This window comes from Streptomyces sp. NPDC050806 (genome assembly GCF_055586425.1).
In genome coordinates, this window is record NZ_JBVJIF010000010.1 from 482532 (window position 1) to 504532 (window position 22001).

Consider the following 22001-nt stretch of genomic DNA (forward strand, 5'->3'; position numbering starts at 1 on the left):
GCAGCCGTACGCAGCCGACCAGAGGAGGCCCATGCCCCGCGCCGTACCCGCCTGGCTCGCTCACCCGTTCCGCTGGCAGCGGCTGCCCGTCCCGTGGGCGGCGGTGGTCAGAGGGGCACTGTGCGCCGGGCCGCTGCTGGGCGCAGGCGTCGCCACCGGCCACCCGGCCGCGGGCGTGCTCGCGGGTCTGGGCGCCATGCTCGCGGGCGTCAACGACCGGCCCGGCACCCGCCGCAAGGGCGTGGTGCACATCGGTCTGCCCGCGCTCGCCGTCGCGCTGGGCATGTTCGCCGGCGCCTCGCTGTCGGGCGTCGGCTGGTGGCTGGTCCCCGCCCTCTTCGGCATCGGGTTCGTCTCGGGCGCCGGCAGTGTCGCCGGGCCGGTGCGCTCCACCGCCGGCATGCAGATGCTCGCCGCCGCGATCCTCGGTGCCGGCATGCCGCTGCCGCAGCTGGAGCCGTGGCAGAAGAGCCTGCTGACGCTCGCCGGCGCGGCCTGGCTGCTCCTGCTGCGGCTGGTGCTGCGCTCGCCGCGGCCGCCGGGCGGCTCCCTCAGCGGCGAGCGCGCGACCGTCGCCACCGTCTTCGACGCGCTCGCCGAGGCGCTGACCGCGGTCGGCACACCGGGTGCCGAACCTGCCAGGCGCCGGCTGACCACGGCTCTGGACCGGGCGGACGAGGCCATGCGGCTGCGCCGGCTGCTGCGCCGCAGGCCCCGCACGGACGAACGGCGGCTCATCGAACGCTTCGCCGCCGCCACGGCGCTGTGCGAGGCCAGCGTCGCCCTGCTCTGGGAGGCACGGCCGCTGCCCGCGCGCATCGCCGACGGGCCGCGTGCCCTCGCCGCCGCCCTGCGCACCGGGCGGCCGCCCGGCCGGCTGCCGGCGCCCGAGACCTCCACGCCCGCCCGCAGCGCCTTCGACCGGGCGCTGCTGGACGCCGCGGTGGTCTTCGCCCGTACGCAGCCACCGGGCGGCGGGGCCGCGGCGGGAGCCACGGACGAGCGGCTCCTCCGCGGGCTGCGCCCGGCCCTCGGGGGGCCCGGCGCGACCCCGGAGGAGATGGCGGACACCGCCGACCACACCGCACCCGAGGAGAGCGGCGCCTGGACCCCCTTCGGGTCGCGCGCCGCCTTCGAGACCGGGCGCTGGGCCTCCGTGGCGCGCGGCGTCGCGGGCGTGTTCGCCTGGCGCAGGGGGCCGGGCCGCCGCGTCTTCGGGCCGGCCGGACGCGACTACGGACTGCGGGTCGGCATCTGCATCGCCGCCTGCGCCGCCACGGCGCTCCTGCTGCGCGCCGACCACTGGTACTGGCTGCCCGCCACCGCCACCTTCCTCGTAAAGCCCGACCTCGGGCCGCTGTTCTCGCGTACGGTCAACCGGTTCGCCGGTACCGCCTGCGGAGTGCTGGTCTTCGCGCTCCTCGGGCCGGTGCTGCCCGGCGCGTGGTGGCCGGTGGCGATGGCGACCGCGGGCGGTGCGCTGCTGCCGTTCGCGACCCGGCACTTCGCCCTGCAGACCGTCGCCATCACGCTGATGGTGCTGTCGTTCGTGCACGTCAGCGGTGCGCGGGAGGCGGCACCCGAGCGGATCGTGGACACCTCGATCGCCTGTCTCATCGTGCTGGTCGTCGGCCATCTGCCGAAGCTCGCCGACCCCCGCCGCCGGGTCGGCCCACGAGTGGGCGCCGCGCTGCGCTGCACGGAGGCGTACCTGCGCCAGGTGCTCGCCACCGAGCCCGGTACGGACACGGGGGAGCGGCTGGCGCTCCGCCGGGCCGCCTACCAGGCGCTGGCCGAGGCCCGTACCGCGGCCGAGACCGCAGCGGCGGAGCTGTTGGCACACCGGACCGACGCCCCCGACTGGCCGACCGTCGTCAGGGCCGCCGAGCGCATCGTGGATGCGACGACCGCCGCGGCCGTCCGGCTGGACCAGGGCGCGCAGCGGCCCAGCGAGGAGGACGCGGGGCGGCTGTGCGCGGTGCTGACGGAGATGGCGGGGGCGCTGGACGCCCCGCGTCGGCACCGCCCCCGGCTGCTGCCTCCGCCCGCCCTGGAGTCGGCGCCGGACTGCGCCACACTCAGCGACGTCGCCACCGAACTGGAACGGATGCGGGGGTACGCGGGGGCGGTCTGAGACGTACGGGGCGCGGCGCCCTCGTGCGGGGCGGCGGTCCGGGGCCCACGGGGATGCGGACGCGGCGCCCTCGTGCGGGGCGATCCGGGGCCCCGAGGGCGCGGGCGCGGTGCCCTCGGGGGCCCGGCCCCCCCCGTGGCGCGGAGGCCCCAGGTCCCCAAGGGCGCGGCGCTCCCCGTCTCATCGGGTGGTGAGCGCGCCGCCGTTCACGTGCAGGACCTGCCCCGTGATGTGCCGCGCCGCCGGGGAGGCGAGGAACGCCACCGCGCCCGCCACGTCCTCGGGGACGCCGGGCCGGTCTACGGCGGTCTCCGTCACCAGCTGCGTCCGTCGCTCGTCGGTGAGCCGGTCCCGGAAGAACTCGGTGTCGGCGATGTAGCCGGGCGCGACCACGTTGGCGGTGATCCCGCGCGGCCCCAGGGCGCCGGCCAGGTCGATGTTCCACGTCGCCAGCCCGGCCTTCGCCGCGCCGTACGAACCACCGCCCCGGGCGGCGGCGATCGATCCGATGTGCACCACCGCGCCGCCCTCGGCGAGCCGCCCCTCCAGGGCCTTCGTCGTCAGCGCGGCGCTGACCAGGTTCGCGTCGAGGTTGGCCCGGAAGGCATGGGCGTACGCGGCCAGGTCCGATGCCGCGTCGGAATCGAAGTCGGTGTTCCCGCCCGCGTTGTTGACCAGCACGTCGACGCTGTCGGGCAGCTCGGCGAGCAGCCGGGTGAGCGCATCGGGGTCGGTGTGGTCGCACACCACGGCGCGGGCGCCGATCCGCTCCGCCGCCTCCTTGAGCGGACCGGATCGGCGGCCGGTGATGAAGACCGTGTCCTCCTGCTCGGCGAAGTGCCGCGCGATCGCGTGGCCGATGCCCGTGCCGCCGCCGGTGACCAGGACGTTGCGTGCCATAAGCTGAACCCCTCACATCCATTCAGGTCTAAATTTAGATCTAAACATAGCAGAGGGAAGGGGCACCGTGACAAGCGAGAATGAGACGAGAGAGACCGGGACGAGCGAGACCGGGACGAAGGCCGACGACGGCCGGCAGGGGGAGGTCGGGGCTCCGTCCGCGGTCGGGGCTCCGTCCGACCCCGTGCGCGACATCGCCGCCGCGTGGGAGCGCGAGCGTCCGGGGACGCCCGTCACCTCCATCGGCATCGTGACGAGCGTCTGGCAGCTCGCCAAGCTCTTCGGCGACGACCGTCGCCGTACGCTCGCCCGCGCCGGCGTGGACACCGCCACCCTGGACCTGCTCAGCGTGCTGCGGCGGAGCGGCCCGCCGTACACCCTCAGCACCCGCGAGATCGGCCGCCGCAGCATGATCACGGCCGGCGCAGTCTCCCAGCGGGTGGCCCGTGCCGAACGGGAGAACCTGGTGACCCGCGGGCCCGCGCGGGGGCGCCCGCGCACCGTCGAGGTCACGCTGACCCCGACCGGCCACGAGGTCGTCGAGGCGACCGTGGACCAGGTGCTGCACCGGGAAGCCGAGTTGCTCGACGGCCTCACCCCTGAGAAGCAGGCCGAACTGACCGCCCTGCTCCGCACCCTCCTCGCCGACGTCCAGCACCGCCTCGGGGACGACCGCCTGACGCACGTCGGCGACACCTGACCGGGATCGTCGCGCTGCCCGCTGCCCGCTGCCCGCTGCCCGCTGCCCCGCTGCCCCGCAGGCGTGGCGCCGGGTGGGTCCTACGGGTACGGCGCGGGTCATGCCTACGGGCACGGCATCGGATGGGGCCTACGGGCACGGCATCGGCGGGACCGATGAGTGCGGCGACGGCGGGCCCTACGGGCGCGGCGCCCGGCCGGACATACGAGGGCGGGCGGCCCGAGCACACGTATGCTCCGGCCGCCCGCCGTCGTTCGTGCCCGGGCGGTGCGCCGCCCGTCGGCTCAGCGTCCGCCGCCGTCCTTGCCCAGCAGGCCCGCGCGGCGCAGCGCGTCGGCCATCGCGCCGTTCGCGGGGGCCGCGTCCCGGCCGCCACCGCGTCCGCCGCGGCCGTTGCCGCCGCCCTGCCGGCCCTGACCGCCGCCCTGCCGCTGCCGCGGCGTACCGCCGCGCCGCTCGCCGCCGCGCTCCTCGCGGCGCCCGCCACGGCCACCGCCCTGGCCGCCCTGTCCGGAGGCCGCGTTGTGGTCGTCGTCCAGCCGCAGCGTCAGCGAGATCCGCTTGCGCGGGATGTCGACGTCGAGCACCTTCACGCGCACGATGTCACCCGGCTTCACCACGTCCCGCGGGTCCTTCACGAACGTCTTCGACATCGCCGAGACGTGCACGAGGCCGTCCTGGTGGACGCCGATGTCGACGAAGGCGCCGAAGGCGGCCACGTTCGTGACGACGCCTTCCAGGAGCATCCCGGACTGCAGGTCGCCGATCTTCTCGACGCCCTCCTTGAAGGTCGCCGTCTTGAACTCGGGGCGCGGGTCGCGCCCCGGCTTCTCCAGCTCGCTCAGGATGTCCGTGACGGTCGGCAGACCGAAGGAGTCGTCCACGAAGTCGGCCGGCTTCAGGGTGCGCAGCACCGCGGTGTTGCCGATCAGGGAGGGCACGTCGTTGCCCGCGGCAGTGACGATCCGGCGCACCACGGGGTAGGACTCGGGGTGCACGCTGGAGGCGTCCAGCGGGTCGTCGCCGTTGCGGATCCGCAGGAAGCCCGCGCACTGCTCGTACGCCTTCGGGCCCAGCCGCGCCACGTCCTTGAGCGCCTTGCGGGTACGGAACGGGCCGTTGGCGTCGCGGTGTGCCACGATGTTCTCGGCCAGGCCCGAACCGATGCCGGAGACCCGGGAGAGCAGCGGCGCGGAGGCGGTGTTGACGTCCACGCCGACGCCGTTCACGCAGTCCTCGACGACCGCGTCCAGGGAGCGCGAGAGCTTCACCTCGGAGAGGTCGTGCTGGTACTGCCCGACGCCGATCGACTTCGGGTCGATCTTGACCAGCTCGGCCAGCGGGTCCTGGAGACGGCGCGCGATGGACACCGCGCCGCGCAGCGAGACGTCCATGCCGGGCAGTTCCTGGGAGGCGAAGGCGGAGGCGGAATACACCGAGGCGCCCGCCTCGGAGACCATCACCTTCGTCAGCTTCAACTCCGGCTGCGCGGCGATCAGGTCGGCGGCCAGCTTGTCCGTCTCGCGCGAGGCCGTGCCGTTGCCGATCGCGATGAGCTCCACATCGTGCTCGCGGGCGAGCTTCGCCAGAGTGGCCAGCGAGGCGTCCCACTTCTGCTGCGGCACGTGCGGGTAGATCGTGTCCGTGGCGGCCACCTTGCCGGTCGCGTCCACGACGGCCACCTTCACACCCGTACGGAAGCCGGGGTCGAGGCCCATCGTGGCGCGGGTGCCGGCCGGCGCGGCCAGCAGCAGGTCGCGGAGGTTGGAGGCGAAGACCCGTACGCCCTCGTCCTCGGCGGCCTGACGCAGCCGCAGCCGCAGGTCGATGCCGAGGTGCACGAGGACGCGGGTGCGCCACGCCCAGCGCACGGTGTCCAGCAGCCAGCCGTCGGCCGGGCGGCCGCGGTCGGCGATCCCGAACCGCTGGGCGATCGACGACTCGTACGACGTCCGGCCTTCGACCGGCTCGGTCTCCGGCTCCAGAGCGAGGTCGAGGACCTCCTCCTTCTCGCCGCGGAACATGGCCAGGACGCGGTGCGAGGGCAGCTCCGTGAACGGCTCGGCGAAGTCGAAGTAGTCGGCGAACTTCGCGCCCGCCTCCTCCTTGCCCTCGCGCACCTTCGACGCCACCTGGCCGCGCGTCCACATCCGCTCGCGCAGCTCGCCGATGAGGTCGGCGTCCTCGCTGAACCGCTCGGTGAGGATGGCCCGCGCGCCTTCGAGGGCGGCTGCCGGGTCGGCCACGCCCTTGTCGGCGTCCACGAACGCGGCGGCGGCCGCCTGCGGCTCCACGGACGGGTCGCTCAGCAGACCGTCGGCGAGTGGCTCCAGCCCCGCCTCACGGGCGATCTGCGCCTTCGTCCGCCGCTTCGGCTTGAACGGCAGGTAGATGTCCTCCAGGCGGGCCTTGGACTCCGCGCCCCGGATCTGCGCCTCCAGCGCCGCGTCCAGCTTCCCCTGGGACCGTACGGACTCCAGTACCGCCGTCCGGCGCTCCTCCAGCTCCCGCAGGTAGCGCAGCCGCTCCTCCAACGCGCGCAGCTGCGCGTCGTCGAGCATCTCCGTCGCTTCCTTGCGGTACCGGGCGATGAACGGCACGGTCGAGCCGCCGTCGAGCAGTTCGACCGCGGCCTTCACCTGCCGCTCCCTGACGCCGAGCTCCTCGGCGATCCTGCTCTCGATGGACCCCGGGGCCCCGGGAGCCCCCGGGGACTGGATGGGCCCGGTGGACTCGGTGGTTGCCGTCACGATGCTCCCGACCTGCCTTCTCGCGCTGTGCTTGAGCCTGCATTGTGCAGGGTCACGGTCCGGCCTGTCGCGTGACCCGGGCAGGAGTGCACAGGTGTGACAAGAGGCACGGCAGCGGGGCGGACCGCCGGACGCCCGGCGGCCCGCCCCGAAGGCCGGCTCAGCCCTGGCCGAACAGATCGGCGGGGAACGCCCCGTTGCCGACCGCGGTGGTGGTGAACTTCGTGGCCAGCTCCGTCAGCCGGGCCACGCCCTCCGCTCCGAGGAAATCGTACGGCGCCGCGTCCAGACGGTCGGTGGTGTCCTCCAGGTCGGCGCGGAGCTGCGTACCGGCCTCGGTCAGGCCGTATTCGGCGTCCAGGAGGCCGCGGTCGCGCAGCGCGTCGCGCGCCCCCTGCCACTCCTCGGCCGACCAGCCGCGGGTCGCCAGGATCCACTTGGTGCTCATCCCGCGGCCGCTGGCGGTGTGCGAGGCGAGCGCCTCCAGGGGGCCCAGGCCGGCGTCGGCGAGCGCGATGAGGTGGCCGTCACCGCGGTGCTCGCGCAGCAGCGTCGCCGCGTGCCAGTACGCCAGGTGCGGCGCCTCGGGCACCGGGAGGTCGGCGTGGGCGGCGTACAGCGGCCGGGCGTGGCGGACGCAGGCCTCGGCGGCGCGGAGCGCTAGCCGGGCCGCCTCGGCCATCTCGTCGGACTCCGCCAGCTCGTCGCCCAGCAGCCGGCGCAGCGTGCTGTCGGCGGCGCGCAGCCGTGCGTCGAGCACCTGCTGCGGCGTGACGACCGACCAGGCTTCCGGGATGTGCCGGGCGATCAGCTCGTACTTGAAGTTGTAGAACGTCGCGGCGATGACGCCGGGGCCCACCGGGCCCATGGCGGCGGCCCGGCCGAGGAAGTAGGCGGCGCTGCGGTCCTCGATGCCGAGCTTCGCCATCTCGGCGGGGAAGTCCGGGGCGAAGTAGACGGTGGAGTGCAGCGGGTTGACGACGTTGTGACAGCGCCGTCCGGCGCGGTCGGGGAGCGCGGAAGGGTCCTGCGAGGAAGCCGTGGTGGTCATGGCAGCACGTTACCGACCCGTCGGTATGCCCGGTAGGCCGGGGCGGAGGACGGCCGGGCCGGCCGTCGTGGCAGGAAAGGTGGGAAAGACGTCATTGCCGCCACCGCGGGCCGCGCCCACGATGGGGCCATGCCACCGCACGACGTACTTGTCGTCCTGTTCGACGGCGTCCAGAGCCTGGACGTCACCGGCCCCCTGGAGGTCTTCACGGGCGCCGGCCACTGTGTGCCCGGCGCCTACCGAGTCCGTACGGCCACGTTCGACGGCACCCCGGTACGCACCTCCAGCGGCCTGCGGATCACGCCCGACCTGGCGCTGTCCGACGCGGCATCCCCGGGCACCCTCCTGGTGCCCGGCGGGCAGGGCACGAGGGACCCCGACCCGCGCCTCGTCGACTGGCTGCGTACTCATGCGCCGCGGGCCGGCCGCAAGGTCTCGGTCTGCACGGGAGCGTTCCTGCTGGCCGCCGCCGGCCTGCTGGACGGCCGCCGCGCCACCACGCACTGGGCGATGTGCGACACGCTGGCCGGCCGCTTCCCCCGCGTCGACGTCGACCCCGAGCCGATCTTCATCCGGGACGGCGACCTGGCCACCTCGGCCGGCGTCACCGCGGGCATCGACCTCGCGCTGGCCCTCGTGGAGGAGGACCACGGCCGGGACGTGGCACTGACCGTCGCCCGCCACCTCGTCGTCTTCCTGCGCCGCCCCGGCAACCAGACGCAGTTCAGCGCCCAGCTCGCCGCGCAGACCGCGGAGCGCCCGCCGCTGCGCGAGGTCCAGCACTGGATCACCGAGCACCCGGCCGCCGACCTGTCCGTCGAGGCGCTCGCGGCCCGCTCGGGGCTCTCACCACGCCACTTCGCGCGGGCGTTCCGCGACGAAGTCGGCATGACGCCAGGTCGCTATGTCGACAGAGTCCGGCTGGAGGCCGCGCGCCGGCTCCTGGAGGACACCGGCGACGGCGTCGAACGCGTCGCACGCCGCTGCGGATACGGCACCCCCGAAGCCATGCGCCGCGCCTTCCTGCGCGCCCTCGGAACCGGCCCGGCGGAGTACCGGCGCCGGTACCGCCCGCACCACCCGGCGGCCCCTCAGCCGTCGGCCGCACGCTGACGAAAGGGCACCTCATGCAGATCGCGATCCTCCTCTACGACCGCTTCACCGCCCTGGACGCCGTCGGGCCGTACGACACGCTCGGGCGGCTGCCCGGCGCGGAGACGGTCTTCGTGGCCGAGCGCACGGGCCCCGTACGCAACGACAGCCACGGCCTCGCGATGGTCGCCGACGCGGCCCTGGAGGACGTCGCCGCGCCCGACATCCTGGTCGTGCCCGGCGGCCCCGGACAGAGCGACCTGATGACCGACGGTCCGCTCCACGAGTGGCTGCGCGCCGTCGACACCGCCACCACCTGGACCACCTCCGTGTGCACCGGCTCGCTGCTGCTGGCCGCCGCCGGACTCCTGGAGGGGCGCCGCGCCACCTCCCACTGGCTCGCGCTGGACCAGCTCAAGGAGTACGGAGCGGAGCCCACGGGGGAGCGGGTCGTTTTCGACGGCAAGTACGTCACGGCGGCCGGCGTCTCCTCGGGCATCGACATGGGCCTGACCCTGCTGGGCCGGCTCCAGGGCGACACCCTCGCGCAGACCGTGCAGCTCGCCGTCGAGTACGACCCGCAGCCGCCGTACGACAGCGGCTCGCCGGAGAAGGCCCCGGCGGCCGTCGTGGCGGCGCTGCGCGACCGCAGCCGCTTCATCCTGCAGGGCTCGGCCTGACCCGAACGCCTCGGCGGACACGTTCCGCCGGGGCGTTGTCAGTGGTGCGGTCTACGGTTTCCCCATGACTCCGATGCGTTTCGACCGGCACTGCGGCGAAATCGTCGCGCAGACCGACCTGTTGCGCTCCCACCTCAAGGGTGCCGACCTGTCGGCCCCGGTCCCGTCCTGCCCCGGCTGGACCGTCAACCAGCTCGTGCGGCACCTCGGCGGCGGCCAGCGCTGGGCGGCGGAGACGGTCGGCGGCCGGGTGACGGAGCCGCTGCCCGATGCCCACTTCCGTGACCTCTCGGGGTACGCGGGCGAGGACCCGGCCGCCCTCGACGGCTGGCTCGCCGAGGGGGCCCGGGAGCTGGCGGACGCGCTCCGGGAGGCCGGGCCGGACGCGGAGCTGTGGACCCCGGTCCCGGGGGAGCGGTCCGCGTTCTACGCCCGCCGCTTCGCGCACGAGACGGCCGTCCACCGCGCCGACGCGGCGCTCGCCCTCGGCGTGCCGTACGACCTCGACGAGGAGGTGGCGGCCGACGCGGTCGACGAGTGGCTGTCGCTCGGCTCGCTGCCGATGATGTTCGATTACCACCCGGAGATGCGCGAGCTGCTCGGCCCCGGCCGCACGCTGCACTTCCACGCCACGGACACCGCGCCCGAGACGGCGGCCGAGTGGGTGGTCGACCTCACCGGCGACGTCATCGCATGGCGCCGGGCGCACGAGAAGGCCGCCGTCGCGGTGCGCGGCCCGCTGACCGAGCTGCTGCTGACGATCTACCGGAGGCGGCCCGCCCAGCGGGACGGCATAGAGATCTTCGGAGACGCGGAGCTGCTGGACCTCTGGCTGGACCGGGTCTCCTTCGGGTGAGCGGCCGGGTGGCTCACACCGTCCACTCGAAGCGCGGCGCCCGGCGCTCCAGGAAGGCCGCGACGCCCTCCGCCGTGTCGCCGCTGCCGCGGGCCTGCTCCTCCCAGTACGCGTCCCGCTCCGCGTCCGCCGGCCCCTCGGCGAATTCCTTCGCCGCCGCCTGGGTCAGCTGCGACCGGCTCGTCAGCACCGCCGAGAAGTCCGCGACCCGCTTGTCCAGCTCACCCTCCGGCAGCACCTCGTCCACCAGCCCGGACCGCAGCGCCCGCGCGCAGTCGATCAACTCCCCGGAGAAGAGGAGGTACTTGGCGGTCGCCGGCCCCACGAGCCGTACGAGCCGCCGGGTGGAGGCGGCCGGGTAGACGATCCCCAGCTTCGCCGGGGTGATGCCGAAGAGCGCGCCCTCCTCGGCGAACCGCAGGTCACAGGCGGCGGCGAGCTGGCTCCCGCCGCCCACGCAGTAGCCGCGGACCGCCGCCAGCGACGGCTTGGGGAAAGCGGCGAGCGCCTCCTCGGCGGCCCGCGCGAGCCCGCGGTTCTCGTCCCCCGACTCGCGCAGCGACCCGATGTCGGCCCCCGCGCAGAACGTACTGCCCTCGCCGGTCAGCACCAGTACGCGGACGGACCGGTCCTCGGCCAGCCGCGCCACCAGCTCCGGCACCGCCCGCCACATGTCGGCCGTCATGGCGTTCCGCTTGGCGGGATTGCTGATCGTGACGGTCGCGACGCCGCCGCTGACACGCGTGCTGAGCCCTGGGTTCATGCTGCGGATCGTAGAACCGACGCCCGGCCCGCGTCCCGCCGGAGAGACCGCGATCACAGCGTCGCGGCACGTGGCAGGGCCCGCGCGCCCGAACCCCCGGCCGTGCACCGCCCCGTGGACCCGCGTGCGCAGGCCGGAGCCCACGTGTGCCGGGCTGATGCCCGCGTGCGCAGGGCCGTAAGAAATGCCGCGCCTGTTCGGTGGCGGCGCGGCTACGATCAGCGGTCTGATGTCTGCCACTCTCGTCGCCAAGAACCTCGCCGCCGGCCACGGTGACCGCACCCTGTTCTCCGGGCTCGACCTCGTCGTCGCGCCGGGGGAGGTGATCGGGCTGGTCGGTGCCAACGGCGCGGGCAAGTCCACGCTGCTGCGGCTGTTCGCCGGGCTGGACACCCCGCAGGAGGGCGAGCTGCGGCTGAGCCCCGCCACCGCCACCGTCGGCCACCTCCCGCAGGAACCCGAGCGCCGCGCCGGGGAGTCGGTCCGCGACTTCCTCGCCCGCCGCACCGGCGTCGCCGCCGCCCAGCTCGCCCTGGACGAGGCGACCCGGGCGCTGGTCGAGGAGAAGCCGGGCGCCGACGACGCGTACGCCGTCGCCCTGGAGCGCTGGCTCGCGCTCGGCGCCGCCGACCTGGACGAGCGGGCCGAGGAGACCGCCGCCCAGCTGGGCCTGGCGGTCGGCCTGGACCAGCCGATGACCTCCCTCTCGGGCGGCCAGGCGGCGCGCGCCTCGCTCGCCTCCCTCCTCCTCTCCCGGTACGACGTCTTCCTCCTGGACGAGCCGACCAACGACCTGGACCTGGACGGCCTGGACCGGCTGGAGCGGTTCGTCACCGGGCTCCGGGCCGGCACCGTCCTGGTCAGCCACGACCGCGAGTTCCTGACCCGCACGGTCGACCGGGTGGTGGAGCTGGACCTCGCGCAGCAGCAGGTGAACGCCTTCGGCGGCGGGTACGCGGCGTATCTGGAGGAGCGCGAGAGGGCCCGGCGGCACGCCCGCGAGGAGTACGAGGAGTACGCCGAGACCAAGGCGTCCCTCGAAGCGCGCGCCCACCTCCAGCGCAACTGGATGGAGAAGGGCGTCAGGAACGCCCGCCGCAAGGCCCCCGACAACGACAAGATCGCCCGCAAGGGCCGGGTGGAGGCCACCGAGAAGCAGGCGGCGAAGGCCAAACAGACCCAGCGCCTGATCGACCGGCTGGACGTCGTCGAGGAGCCGCGCAAGGAGTGGGAGCTGCGCATGGAGATCGCGGCCGCGCCGCGCTCCGGAGCCGTGGTCGCCACGCTCCGCGGCGCGCGCCTGGACCGCGGGGACTTCCGGTTCGGCCCGGTGGACCTGCAGATCGACTGGGCCGACCGGGTCGCGATCACCGGCCCGAACGGCTCCGGCAAGTCCACCCTCCTCGGCGCGCTGCTCGGCCGGCTGCCGCTCGACGACGGGGACGCGTACCTCGGGCCCGGCGTGGTCGTCGGGGAGATCGAACAGGCCCGCGGCCAGCTCTTCCAGCACCCGGACGCGGCCGGCGAACCGCTCGTGGACGCTTTCCGGCGCTCCGTCCCCGACATGGCGCCGGCGGACGTGCGGACGCTGCTGGCGAAGTTCGGGCTGAAGGCCGGGCACGTACTGCGCCCGGTGGCCACGCTGTCGCCGGGGGAGCGGACCCGGGCGGCGCTCGCGCTCCTGCAGGGCCGCGGCGTGAACCTCCTCGTCCTGGACGAGCCGACCAACCACCTCGACCTGCCCGCGATCGAGCAGCTGGAGTCCGCGCTCGCGTCGTACAACGGCACGCTGCTGCTGGTCAGCCACGACCGCCGGCTGCTGGAGGCGGTGCACACCACGCGGCGCGTCGAGGTCGCGGACGGCCGGGTGACGGAGCGCTGACGGGAAGCCGCCGGTCCGGTCGGTAATGGATTTGGCCCTGCCGGACGGAACCCGTAAGGTGGTGTTCACCGACGCGGGGTGGAGCAGCTCGGTAGCTCGCTGGGCTCATAACCCAGAGGTCGCAGGTTCAAATCCTGTCCCCGCTACTGACGCAACAGTGCGTACCGAAGGCCCCTTCCTCACAGGAAGGGGCCTTCGGCGTGCGTGCGGCCGGTTCCCCGAGCCGGCGCTCCGGCCGGTCGGGGCGAAGCGGGAGAAACGGAGAAACGCATCTCTTCCTCGCAGTTCTTTAAACAAGAACAAAAGGGTCAGGGTCGATCTCCCGGATGATCGACACGTAGAAATGCGTTCAAAAACTATCGATAAGTGCTGACTTTTTGTCAGCAGGCCAGCCCGGACGGTGGGATTCCCAACACTCGAAGGGTGAGGATGCCTTCCGGACCCCCAGCCGAACCTCCCGAGGAGCTGACGGCCCCGCTCGCGTACGAAGGTGTCTGGAGGTTCACCGCTCCGGCACTGGAGGCCTCGGTGCCACAGGCTCGGCACGCGGTACGGGATCTGCTCGGCGACCAGCGCGTGCCCGCGGGGCCCGACATCGTGGACGGTCTGCTGCTGATCACTTCCGAGCTGGTCACCAACGCGGTGCAGCACGCAGCCCTGCTCTCCCCGCAGATCGACGTCGAGCTGGCGGTCGGCGCGGACTGGGTACGGATCGCCGTCGAGGACAACCACCCGTACCGGCCCAAGGCGATGGAGGCCGACGAGGAAGATCTCGGCGGCCGTGGCCTCTGGCTGATCAAGATGCTCACCGCCGAGGCCGGCGGAAAGTGCGGAGTGGAGCACACGGCGAGCGGCGGCAAGGTCGTCTGGGCCGAGCTGCCGCTCGCCGAGGTGCCCGCGCCTACCAGCCCGCAGACGCCCCTGTGAGCTCACGGATCGCCGGACGCGCCGCGTCCAGGACGGTCATGAACCACACCGAGAACGGGGCCTCGGCATGGCGCCGGGTCAGCTCTGCCGGCGTCACGAAGGCGTACTCGCCGACCTCCTCGGGGTCCGGCTGCGGGGTGTCCCGGACCAGGCCCACGAAGAGGTGGTTGTACTCCTGCTCGACCAGCCCGGACTCCGGGTCCGGGTGGTTGTAGCGCACGGTGCCGGCCTCACCGAGGAGCGACGGGGCGACACCCAGCTCCTCTGCGGTACGCCGGGCCGCCGCCGCGAACGGCTTCTCGTCCGGGTACGGATGGCCGCAGGCGGTGTTGGACCACACACCGGGGGAGTGGTACTTCCCCAGCGCGCGGCGCTGCAGCAGCAACCGCCCCTGCTCGTCGAAGAGGAACACGGAGAACGCGCGGTGCAGCTGCCCGGGTGCCTGATGGGCGGCGAGCTTCTCCGCCGTACCGATCGTTCTACCGTCCTCGTCCACCAGCTCCAGCATGATCGGCTCCGCGGCCGTGTCCGGCGCGGCCACCGCCGCGGTTCCGGCGGTCTGTCCGTTGGCAGGTGTGATCGGCATGCCCATCCTTCTCGGTCGGTCCTCGATGTTCAGTCTGCCCTAGTAGCGCCCGTATCAATGGCACAGTGCCGCACCGTGTGCGGCGTGGCAGAACAGGCGGCGCGCAGCAGCCGTTACGCGCCGTCTCAAGCCGACCGTGCGCCCTCCCCAGCGGCCCCACGAGCCTCCGGATGATGGTGGCACCAGCCCTCCCACGCCGAGCCGACCATCGCGTCGATACCGTGCCGCGCGCGCCAGCCCAGCTCCCGGGTCGCCCGCTCGCACGAGGCGACCACCCGCGCCGGGTCACCGGCCCGCCGCGCCTCGACGACGGGCGTCAGGTCATGGCGGCCGCTGACCCCGAGCACCAGGTCGGCCATTTCCCGTACGGAGACGCCCTGCCCGGTGCCGACGTTGAGCGTGAGGTCCTCCGGACTGTCGAGGCCCGTGAGCCGGCGTGCGGCGGCGAGGTGCGCCTCGGCCAGGTCCTCGACGTGGATGTAGTCCCGGATGCAGGTGCCGTCGGGGGTGTCGTAGTCGTCGCCGAAGATCCGCGGAGGCTCGCCGGCGGTCACCTTCTCGAACATCATCGGAATGATGTTGAAGACCCCGACGTCCGCCAGTTCCGGCGCCGCCGCACCCGCCACGTTGAAGTAGCGCAGGCAGGCGGTCGCGATGCCGTGCGCCCGGCCCGCGGCGCGCACCAGCCACTCGCCCGCGAGCTTGGTCTCGCCGTAGGGGTTCATCGGCGCGCACGGGGTGTCCTCGGTGACGAGGTCGACGTCCGGCATGCCGTACACCGCCGCCGACGAGGAGAGGACGAAGCGGCGCACGCCGGCCGCGGCCACCGCCTCCAGCAGCACGGTCAGCCCGTGCACGTTCTCCCTGTAGTACGTCAGCGGCTGCTCCACCGACTCGCCGACCTGCTTCTTCGCGGCGAGGTGGATGACGCCGGTCACGCCGTGTTCCGCGAGCGTGGCGTCCACCACGTCACGGTCCTGTACCGAAGCGCGCACCAGAGGCACCCCGGCGGGCAGCCGGGCGGGGTATCCACTGGAGACGTCGTCGAGCACGACGACCCGCTCGCCCGCCGCCACCATGGCCCTCGCCACATGCGCGCCGATATAACCCGTCCCACCTGTGATCAGCCATGTCATAACCGGCACCCTAACCAGCGCCGCAGTTGTTCATCGACGGCAAGATCCACCATGATGATCGCGGCAGACGCCGCCGCCGGTCGGCCACCGCGCGGTGAATGCGTGGTGAACGGCCGCATCCGGCGATCCGCTAACCTCTGCCGACGTGCCACCGACCCCTCCGGGGCCCGAGGTGTGCCACGACTGCTGCCCGGGTAGTTCGTACCGAATGCGGACCGGCCGGCGGCCTTGCCAGCATTCAGGGAGTGAATTCGTCTGTCGACCGCAATCCTCACCGGTGCGCCGGTCGCCGGGTCGCCGCTCGAGGGCGACCTGCGCGAGCTGGGCTTCGATGTCCGCAGCGCGGCCGACGCCGCCGACGCGGCCCGGCTGCTGGCCGAGGTCCCCGCAGGCCGCCGGGTCGCGCTGGTCGACGCCCGGTTCGTCGGCCACCTGCACAGCCTTCGCCTCGCTCTGACCGACCCCCGCTTCCCGGCCGCGGCGGTCACCGGCGCGCTCACGGCGCAGCCCGAGGCGCGTGCCGCGCTCACCCGCGCGCTCGCCGCGGCGGGCTCCGCCGACGGGCTTCCGGACGCCGTCGCGACGGCGCTGGACGCCGAGGGCGTATCGGTGCACCACCCCGAGCTCGGCTCGCTGGTCGCCTCCGTACCCTCCGGCGCACAGCAGCGCCACGAGGCGCGGGCCGCCGTGAGCGCCGTGGACGACGAGGCCGTACGGCTGCGGACCGCCGTGAAGTCGCGCGACGGGTTCTTCACCACGTACTGCATCAGCCCGTACTCCCGGTACATCGCCCGCTGGTGCGCGCGGCGCGGCCTCACCCCGAACCAGGTGACCACCGCGTCCCTGCTCACCGCGCTGATCGCGGCGGGCTGCGCGGCCACCGGCGATCGCCTCGGCTTCATCGCCGCCGGCGTGCTCCTCCTCTTCTCCTTCGTCCTGGACTGCACGGACGGGCAGCTCGCCCGCTACTCCCTGCAGTACTCGACGATGGGCGCCTGGCTCGACGCGACGTTCGACCGCGCCAAGGAGTACGCGTACTACGCGGGCCTGGCGCTCGGCGCGGCCCGCGGCGGGGATGACGTCTGGGCCCTCGCGCTCGGCGCCATGGTGCTGCAGACGGTCCGGCACGTCGTGGACTTCTCCTTCAACGAGGCGAACCACGACGCCACCGCCAACACCAGTCCCACCGCGGCCCTCTCCGACAAGCTCGACAGCGTCGGCTGGACGGTCTGGGCCCGCCGGATGATCGTGCTGCCGATCGGCGAGCGCTGGGCCCTGATCGCGGTCCTCACCGCCTGCACCACGCCCCGCATCGTCTTCTGGGTCCTGCTCGTCGGCTGCGCGCTGGCCGCCTGCTACACCACGGCGGGCCGCGTACTGCGCTCGCTGACCCGCAGGGCGAGCGGAGCGATGGGGGTACCTCCCAGCGGTAGCTGGGGGAGGACCGACCGCGCCGCGCAGGCGCTCGCCGACCTCGGCGACTCCGGGCCGCTCGCGGAGGGCTTCGCGGCCGCCTTCAAGGGCGCGGCCCGCAAGCTCCCCGGCTTCGCGGCCCCCGTGATCGCCGCCGTCGGCGCCGCTGTGATGATCGCCACCGCCGCGTTCGCCGGCTGGGGCAGCCCCTGGGTCTGCGTCGCCGCGCTCGGCTACGCCGTACTCTCCGGACTTGCCGTCGCCCGCCCCCTCAAGGGCGCGCTCGACTGGCTCGTGCCGCCGCTCTTCCGCATCGGCGAATACGTCGCGATTCTGGTGATTGCGGCCCGTTCCGAGGTGAACGGAGCGTTGCCGGCGGCATTCGGGCTGGTGGCCGCGGTCGCCTACCATCACTACGACACGGTGTACCGCATCCGCGGCGGCAGCGGCGCGCCCCCGCGCGCCCTGGTGCGGGCGACCGGCGGGCACGAGGGCCGCGCCCTCGTGGTCACCATCGCCGCGGCCGCGCTGCCCACCTCAGGTTTCACAATCGCGCTCACGGTCCTCGCGGGGGCCCTGGCGCTGCTGGTGCTCACCGAGAGCATCCGCTTCTGGGTGTCCTCCCATGCACCCGCCGTACACGACGAAGGAGAACCCGCATGATCGGCCTCGTGCTGGCGGCCGGCGCCGGACGGCGTCTGCGTCCCTACACCGACACCCTGCCCAAGGCCCTGGTGCCGGTCGACGGCGACACGACCATCCTCGACCTCACCCTCGGCAACTTCGCCGAGATCGGCCTGACCGAGGTCGGGATCATCGTCGGCTACCGCAAGGAGGCCGTGTACGAGCGCAAGGAGGCCCTGGAGCAGAAGTACGGCCTCAAGCTCACGCTGATCGACAACGACAAGGCCGAGGAGTGGAACAACGCCTACTCCCTCTGGTGCGGTCGTGACGCGATCAAGCACGACGTGATCCTCGCCAACGGCGACACCGTGCACCCGGTCTCCGTCGAGAAGACCCTGCTCGCCGCGCGCGGCGACGGCAAGAAGATCATCCTCGCGCTGGACACGGTCAAGGACCTGGCCGATGAGGAGATGAAGGTCGTCGTCGACCCCGAGAAGGGCATGACGAAGATCACCAAGCTGATGGACCCGGCCGAGGCGACCGGTGAGTACATCGGCGTCACCCTCATCGAGGGAGAGGCCGCCGACGAGCTGGCCGACGCGCTGAAGACCGTCTTCGAGGCGGACCCGCAGCAGTTCTACGAGCACGGCTACCAGGAGCTCGTGAACCGCGGCTTCCGGATCGACGTGGCCCCGATCGGCGATGTCAAGTGGGTCGAGATCGACAACCACGACGACCTCGCGAAGGGCCGTGAAATCGCATGCCAGTACTGACGAGGCTCATCCCCTCGCCGCTCGTCGTCGACATCCGGCCGGGGGCGCTCAACGACCTGGCCGGTGTCCTCGCGGACCAGAGGATCTCGTCGTCAGGCAAGCTCGCCATCGCCATCAGCGGCGGCTCCGGCTCCGTGCTGCGTGAGCGGCTCGCGCCGGCGCTGCCCAGCGCCGAGTGGTTCGAGGTGGGGGGTGGCACGCTCGACGACGCCATCAAGCTCGCCGACGCCATGAAGAAGCGGGGCCGCTTCGACGCGGTCGTGGGCCTCGGCGGCGGCAAGATCATCGACTGCGCCAAGTTCGCCGCGGCGCGGGTGGGCCTGCCGCTGGTCGCCGTGGCGACGAACCTGTCGCACGACGGCCTCTGCTCGCCCGTCGCGACGCTGGACAACGACGCGGGCCGCGGCTCGTACGGCGTGCCGAACCCCATCGCGGTGGTCATCGACCTCGATGTGATCCGTGAGGCACCGGTCCGCTTCGTCCGCTCCGGCATCGGCGACGCCCTGTCCAACATCTCGGCGATCCGGGACTGGGAGCTCGCCGCCCGCGAGCGCGGCGAGGACATCGACGGGCTCGCGGCCGCCATGGCGCGCCAGGCCGGCGAGGCCGTACTGCGCCACCCCGGTGGCGTGGGCGACGACGGCTTCCTGCAGGTGCTCGCCGAGGGCCTGGTCCTCACCGGCATCGCGATGTCCGTGTCGGGCGACTCCCGCCCGGCGTCCGGCGCCTGCCACGAGATCAACCACGCCTTCGACCTCCTCTTCCCCAAGCGCGCGGCCAGCCACGGCGAGCAGTGCGGCCTGGGTGCGGCCTTCGCGATGCATCTGCGCGGGGCCACCGAGGAGTCGGTGTTCATGGCAGAGGTTCTCCGCCGTCACGGCCTGCCGGTCCTGCCGGAGGAGATCGGCTTCACCGTGGACGAGTTCGTGCAGGTCGTGGAGTACGCCCCGCAGACGCGACCCGGGCGCTACACGATCCTCGAACACCTCAACCTGAAATCCGACCAGATCAAGGACGCATACTTCGACTATGCCAAGGCCATCGGTAGCTGAACTCCGGCCCGTCGTTCACCCCGCAGGGGTGAAGGACCGCCGCAGCGGTGAGCACTGGGCGGGCCGCCTGTACATGCGAGAGATCTCGCTGCGCTGCGACCGCTACCTGGTGAACACCAGGATCACGCCCAACCAGCTGACCTACCTGATGACCGTCTTCGGCGTGCTCGCGGCCCCGGCACTCCTGGTGCCGGGGATCGCGGGTGCCGTCCTCGGCGTCGTCGCGGTCCAGCTCTACCTGCTGCTCGACTGCGTCGACGGCGAGATCGCCCGCTGGCGTGAGCAGTACTCGCTGGGCGGCGTGTACCTGGACCGGGTCGGCGCCTACCTGACCGACGCCGCCGTGCTGGTCGGCTTCGGCCTGCGCGCCGCCGACCTGTGGGGCTCCGGGCGGATCGACTGGCTGTGGGCCTTCCTCGGCACCCTCGCCGCGGTCGGCGCGATCATGATCAAGGCGGAGACCGACCTCGTCGGCGTCGCCCGCCACCAGACCGGGAAGCCGCCGGTCCAGGAGTCGGCGTCCGTGCCGCGCTCGTCCGGCATGGCGCTGGCCCGCAAGGCGGCGGCCGCGCTCCAGTTCCACCGGCTGATCCTCGGGATCGAGGCGTCGCTGCTGATCCTGGTCCTGGCCGTCCTCGACACGATCCGCGGAGACCTGTTCTTCTCGCGGCTCGGCGTCGCGGTGCTCGCCGGAATCGCGCTCCTCCAGACGCTGCTGCACCTCGTTTCCATCATGGCTTCAAGCAGGCTCAAGTGACTCAGACTCCCCAGAACCTGAAGCTCGGCGCGGTCGTCCTCACCATGGGCAACCGCCCCGAGGAGCTGCGCGCGCTCCTCGACTCCGTCGCCAAGCAGAACGGCGACGCGGTCGAGGTCGTGGTCGTCGGCAACGGCTCGCCGCTGCCGGAGCTGCCCGAGGGCGTACGGACCGTGGAGCTGCCGGAGAACGTCGGCATCCCGGCGGGCCGGAACGTCGGGATCGAGGCCTTCGGGCCCGGCGGGTCGGAGAAGGACGTCCTGCTCTTCCTCGACGACGACGGCCTGCTCGCCACCATGGACACGGCCGAGCTGTGCCGCGAGGCGTTCGCCCGCGACCCGGAGCTCGGCATCATCAGCTTCCGCATCGCGGATCCGGACACCGGGGAGACCCAGCGCCGCCACGTACCGCGGCTGCGCGCGTCCGACCCGATGCGCTCCTCGCGCGTCACGACCTTCCTCGGCGGCGCGAACGCGGTCCGTACGAAGGTCTTCGACGAGGTCGGCGGGCTGCCCGACGACTTCTTCTACGCCCACGAGGAGACCGACCTCGCCTGGCGGGCCCTGGACGCGGGCTGGATGATCGACTACCGCTCCGACATGGTCCTGCTGCACCCGACCATGGCGCCCACCCGGCACGCCGTGTACCACCGGATGGTGGCGCGCAATCGGGTGTGGCTGGCGCGTCGGAACCTGCCCGCCCCGCTGGTACCGGTGTACCTCGGGGTATGGCTGCTGCTGACCCTCGCGCGGCGCCCGTCGCTGCCGGGGCTGCGGGCCTGGCTGGGCGGTTTCAAGGAGGGCTGGACCAAGCCGTGCGGCCCCAGGCGCCCCATGAAGTGGCGTACCGTGTGGCGCCTGACCCGACTGGGCCGGCCTCCGGTCATCTGACAAGCTCGGGGCGAGAGCAGCATCCGGCGCTGCCCGGGGTACTCACCCCACTCCGGGAAGCGCCCCTTGAGGACGAGAGTGTCAACTGTGAGCGAGACCAGGCACGACGGTGCGGTCGCCGTGAATGCCCAGCGGGCCCCGGAGGAGGGGCTCACGCCGGTGCGGCTGGCCCAGAAGTACGGGCTGACGCAGAGCGGCGCCCGGCCGAGCCTGCCGGCGTACGTGCGGCAGCTGTGGCAGCGGCGCCACTTCATCGCGGCGTTCTCCAGCGCCAAGCTGACCGCCCAGTACAGCCAGGCCAAGCTGGGCCAGCTGTGGCAGGTGGCCACGCCGCTGCTGAACGCGCTGGTCTACTACCTGATCTTCGGCCTGCTCCTCGGCACCAGCCGGGGCGTGCCGGACTTCGTGCCGTTCCTGGTGACGGGCGTCTTCATCTTCACGTTCACGCAGAGCTCGGTGCTGGCGGGGACGCGGGCGATCTCGGGCAATCTGGGGCTGGTGCGGGCGCTGCACTTCCCGCGCGCCTGCCTGCCGATCTCGTTCTGCCTGATGCAGCTCAAGCAACTCATGTTCTCCATGGGCGTGCTCGTGGTGATCCTGCTGGCGTTCGGGCAGGTGCCGGGCTGGTCGTGGCTGCTGGCGATCCCGGCGCTGTGTCTGCAGTTCGTCTTCAACACCGGCCTGGCCATGATCATGGCGCGGCTGGGCAGCAAGACCCCGGACCTCGCGCAGCTGATGCCGTTCATCCTGCGGACGTGGATGTACGCGTCCGGCGTGATGTACAGCATCGACCAGATCATGAAGAGCAAGCACGTTCCGGGGTTCGTGCACTTCCTGCTGGACGTGAATCCGGCCGCGGTCTACATCGACCTGGTGCGGTTCGCGCTGATCGACTCGTTCAAGTACGGGCAGCTGCCGCCGCACGTCTGGGCGCTGGCGTTGGGCTGGGCGGTCGTGATGGGCCTGGTGGGCTTTGTGTACTTCTGGAAGGCGGAGGAGCGGTACGGCCGTGGCTGAGCAGCAGAGCACCGATCT

At 72.9% G+C, this 22001-nt stretch carries 19 protein-coding genes and 1 tRNA gene; 14 read left to right on the forward strand and 6 right to left on the reverse strand.

Annotation, left to right across the window (positions count from 1 at the left end; all coding sequences use genetic code 11):
* Positions 1 to 31 precede the first annotated feature (31 nt).
* Positions 32 to 2134, forward strand: coding sequence for an FUSC family protein (locus ACZ6WH_RS31580; protein ID WP_469732655.1), 2103 nt, complete (start codon positions 32 to 34; stop codon positions 2132 to 2134).
* 180 nt (positions 2135 to 2314) lie between these two features.
* On the opposite strand, the gene ACZ6WH_RS31585 is transcribed toward ACZ6WH_RS31580, so the two are convergent.
* Positions 2315 to 3034 (reverse strand): SDR family NAD(P)-dependent oxidoreductase, encoded by a 720-nt coding sequence (locus ACZ6WH_RS31585; protein WP_469732657.1) that lies wholly within the window; start codon positions 3032 to 3034, stop codon positions 2315 to 2317.
* A gap of 67 nt (positions 3035 to 3101) precedes the next feature.
* Here ACZ6WH_RS31585 and ACZ6WH_RS31590 point away from each other — a divergent pair, with 67 nt between their 5' ends.
* Entirely contained in the window at positions 3102 to 3734 is a 633-nt protein-coding gene (locus ACZ6WH_RS31590; RefSeq protein ID WP_469732659.1) for a MarR family winged helix-turn-helix transcriptional regulator, read from the forward strand.
* Positions 3735 to 4018: 284 nt separating this feature from the next.
* On the opposite strand, the gene ACZ6WH_RS31595 is transcribed toward ACZ6WH_RS31590, so the two are convergent.
* Together ACZ6WH_RS31595 and ACZ6WH_RS31600 are read right to left on the reverse strand one after the other, a co-directional pair.
* Positions 4019 to 6454: a Tex family protein gene (locus ACZ6WH_RS31595; protein ID WP_469732725.1), complete on the reverse strand. Its 2436-nt coding sequence runs from the start codon at positions 6452 to 6454 to the stop codon at positions 4019 to 4021.
* A 190-nt stretch (positions 6455 to 6644) separates the two neighbouring features.
* Positions 6645 to 7535 carry an SCO6745 family protein gene (locus tag ACZ6WH_RS31600; RefSeq protein ID WP_469732661.1) on the reverse strand — a complete coding sequence of 297 codons (891 nt, stop codon included), beginning with the start codon at positions 7533 to 7535 and terminating at the stop codon, positions 6645 to 6647.
* Positions 7536 to 7664: 129 nt separating this feature from the next.
* Here ACZ6WH_RS31600 and ACZ6WH_RS31605 point away from each other — a divergent pair, with 129 nt between their 5' ends.
* From ACZ6WH_RS31605 to ACZ6WH_RS31615, 3 genes are all read left to right on the forward strand, one after another.
* Positions 7665 to 8648, forward strand: a complete 984-nt coding sequence (locus tag ACZ6WH_RS31605) for a GlxA family transcriptional regulator (protein ID WP_469732663.1) — start codon at positions 7665 to 7667, stop codon at positions 8646 to 8648.
* Between the two features lie 14 nt (positions 8649 to 8662).
* A complete protein-coding gene (locus ACZ6WH_RS31610) occupies positions 8663 to 9307 on the forward strand; it encodes a DJ-1/PfpI family protein (RefSeq protein WP_469732665.1) in 645 nt (214 codons plus the stop codon).
* 64 nt (positions 9308 to 9371) lie between these two features.
* Positions 9372 to 10163, forward strand: coding sequence for a maleylpyruvate isomerase family mycothiol-dependent enzyme (locus tag ACZ6WH_RS31615; protein ID WP_469732667.1), 792 nt, complete (start codon positions 9372 to 9374; stop codon positions 10161 to 10163).
* A 13-nt stretch (positions 10164 to 10176) separates the two neighbouring features.
* Here ACZ6WH_RS31615 and ACZ6WH_RS31620 read toward each other — a convergent pair whose 3' ends face one another.
* Positions 10177 to 10926 carry an enoyl-CoA hydratase/isomerase family protein gene (locus ACZ6WH_RS31620; protein ID WP_469732669.1) on the reverse strand — a complete coding sequence of 250 codons (750 nt, stop codon included), beginning with the start codon at positions 10924 to 10926 and terminating at the stop codon, positions 10177 to 10179.
* A gap of 229 nt (positions 10927 to 11155) precedes the next feature.
* Here ACZ6WH_RS31620 and ACZ6WH_RS31625 point away from each other — a divergent pair, with 229 nt between their 5' ends.
* The 3 genes from ACZ6WH_RS31625 to ACZ6WH_RS31635 all read left to right on the forward strand — a co-directional run bounded on the left by ACZ6WH_RS31625 (position 11156) and on the right by ACZ6WH_RS31635 (position 13735).
* Entirely contained in the window at positions 11156 to 12808 is a 1653-nt protein-coding gene (locus ACZ6WH_RS31625; protein ID WP_469732671.1) for an ABC-F family ATP-binding cassette domain-containing protein, read from the forward strand.
* Between the two features lie 72 nt (positions 12809 to 12880).
* Positions 12881 to 12954: transfer RNA gene (locus tag ACZ6WH_RS31630), tRNA-Met, on the forward strand.
* A gap of 283 nt (positions 12955 to 13237) precedes the next feature.
* Positions 13238 to 13735, forward strand: coding sequence for an ATP-binding protein (locus ACZ6WH_RS31635; protein ID WP_432860659.1), 498 nt, complete (start codon positions 13238 to 13240; stop codon positions 13733 to 13735).
* On the opposite strand, the gene idi is transcribed toward ACZ6WH_RS31635, so the two are convergent.
* Both idi and galE read right to left on the reverse strand, forming a co-directional pair.
* Positions 13710 to 14321, reverse strand: a complete 612-nt coding sequence (idi, locus tag ACZ6WH_RS31640) for an isopentenyl-diphosphate Delta-isomerase (RefSeq protein ID WP_399712694.1) — start codon at positions 14319 to 14321, stop codon at positions 13710 to 13712. The genes ACZ6WH_RS31635 and idi overlap by 26 nt on opposite strands.
* A 125-nt stretch (positions 14322 to 14446) precedes the next feature.
* The gene (galE, locus tag ACZ6WH_RS31645) at positions 14447 to 15457 is read right to left on the reverse strand and encodes a UDP-glucose 4-epimerase GalE (protein WP_469732674.1); all 1011 of its coding nucleotides are present in this window, start codon (positions 15455 to 15457) and stop codon (positions 14447 to 14449) included.
* A 255-nt stretch (positions 15458 to 15712) separates the two neighbouring features.
* Here galE and ACZ6WH_RS31650 point away from each other — a divergent pair, with 255 nt between their 5' ends.
* The 6 genes from ACZ6WH_RS31650 (at position 15713) to ACZ6WH_RS31675 (ending at position 21983) form a co-directional block, all read left to right on the forward strand.
* On the forward strand, positions 15713 to 17533 hold the full coding sequence (locus tag ACZ6WH_RS31650) for a DUF5941 domain-containing protein (protein WP_469732727.1): 1821 nt from the start codon (positions 15713 to 15715) through the stop codon (positions 17531 to 17533).
* Positions 17530 to 18267, forward strand: a complete 738-nt coding sequence (locus ACZ6WH_RS31655) for a phosphocholine cytidylyltransferase family protein (protein WP_432860664.1) — start codon at positions 17530 to 17532, stop codon at positions 18265 to 18267. The genes ACZ6WH_RS31650 and ACZ6WH_RS31655 overlap by 4 nt, the downstream gene beginning before the upstream one ends.
* A complete protein-coding gene (locus tag ACZ6WH_RS31660) occupies positions 18255 to 19319 on the forward strand; it encodes an iron-containing alcohol dehydrogenase family protein (protein WP_469732676.1) in 1065 nt (354 codons plus the stop codon). Before ACZ6WH_RS31655 ends, ACZ6WH_RS31660 begins: the two co-directional genes overlap by 13 nt.
* Positions 19297 to 20076, forward strand: coding sequence for a CDP-alcohol phosphatidyltransferase family protein (locus ACZ6WH_RS31665; protein WP_361561218.1), 780 nt, complete (start codon positions 19297 to 19299; stop codon positions 20074 to 20076). The genes ACZ6WH_RS31660 and ACZ6WH_RS31665 overlap by 23 nt, the downstream gene beginning before the upstream one ends.
* 17 nt (positions 20077 to 20093) lie before the next feature.
* On the forward strand, positions 20094 to 20966 hold the full coding sequence (locus ACZ6WH_RS31670) for a glycosyltransferase family 2 protein (RefSeq protein WP_399713562.1): 873 nt from the start codon (positions 20094 to 20096) through the stop codon (positions 20964 to 20966).
* 87 nt (positions 20967 to 21053) lie between these two features.
* On the forward strand, positions 21054 to 21983 hold the full coding sequence (locus ACZ6WH_RS31675; protein ID WP_469732679.1) for an ABC transporter permease: 930 nt from the start codon (positions 21054 to 21056) through the stop codon (positions 21981 to 21983).
* Positions 21984 to 22001 lie beyond the last annotated feature (18 nt).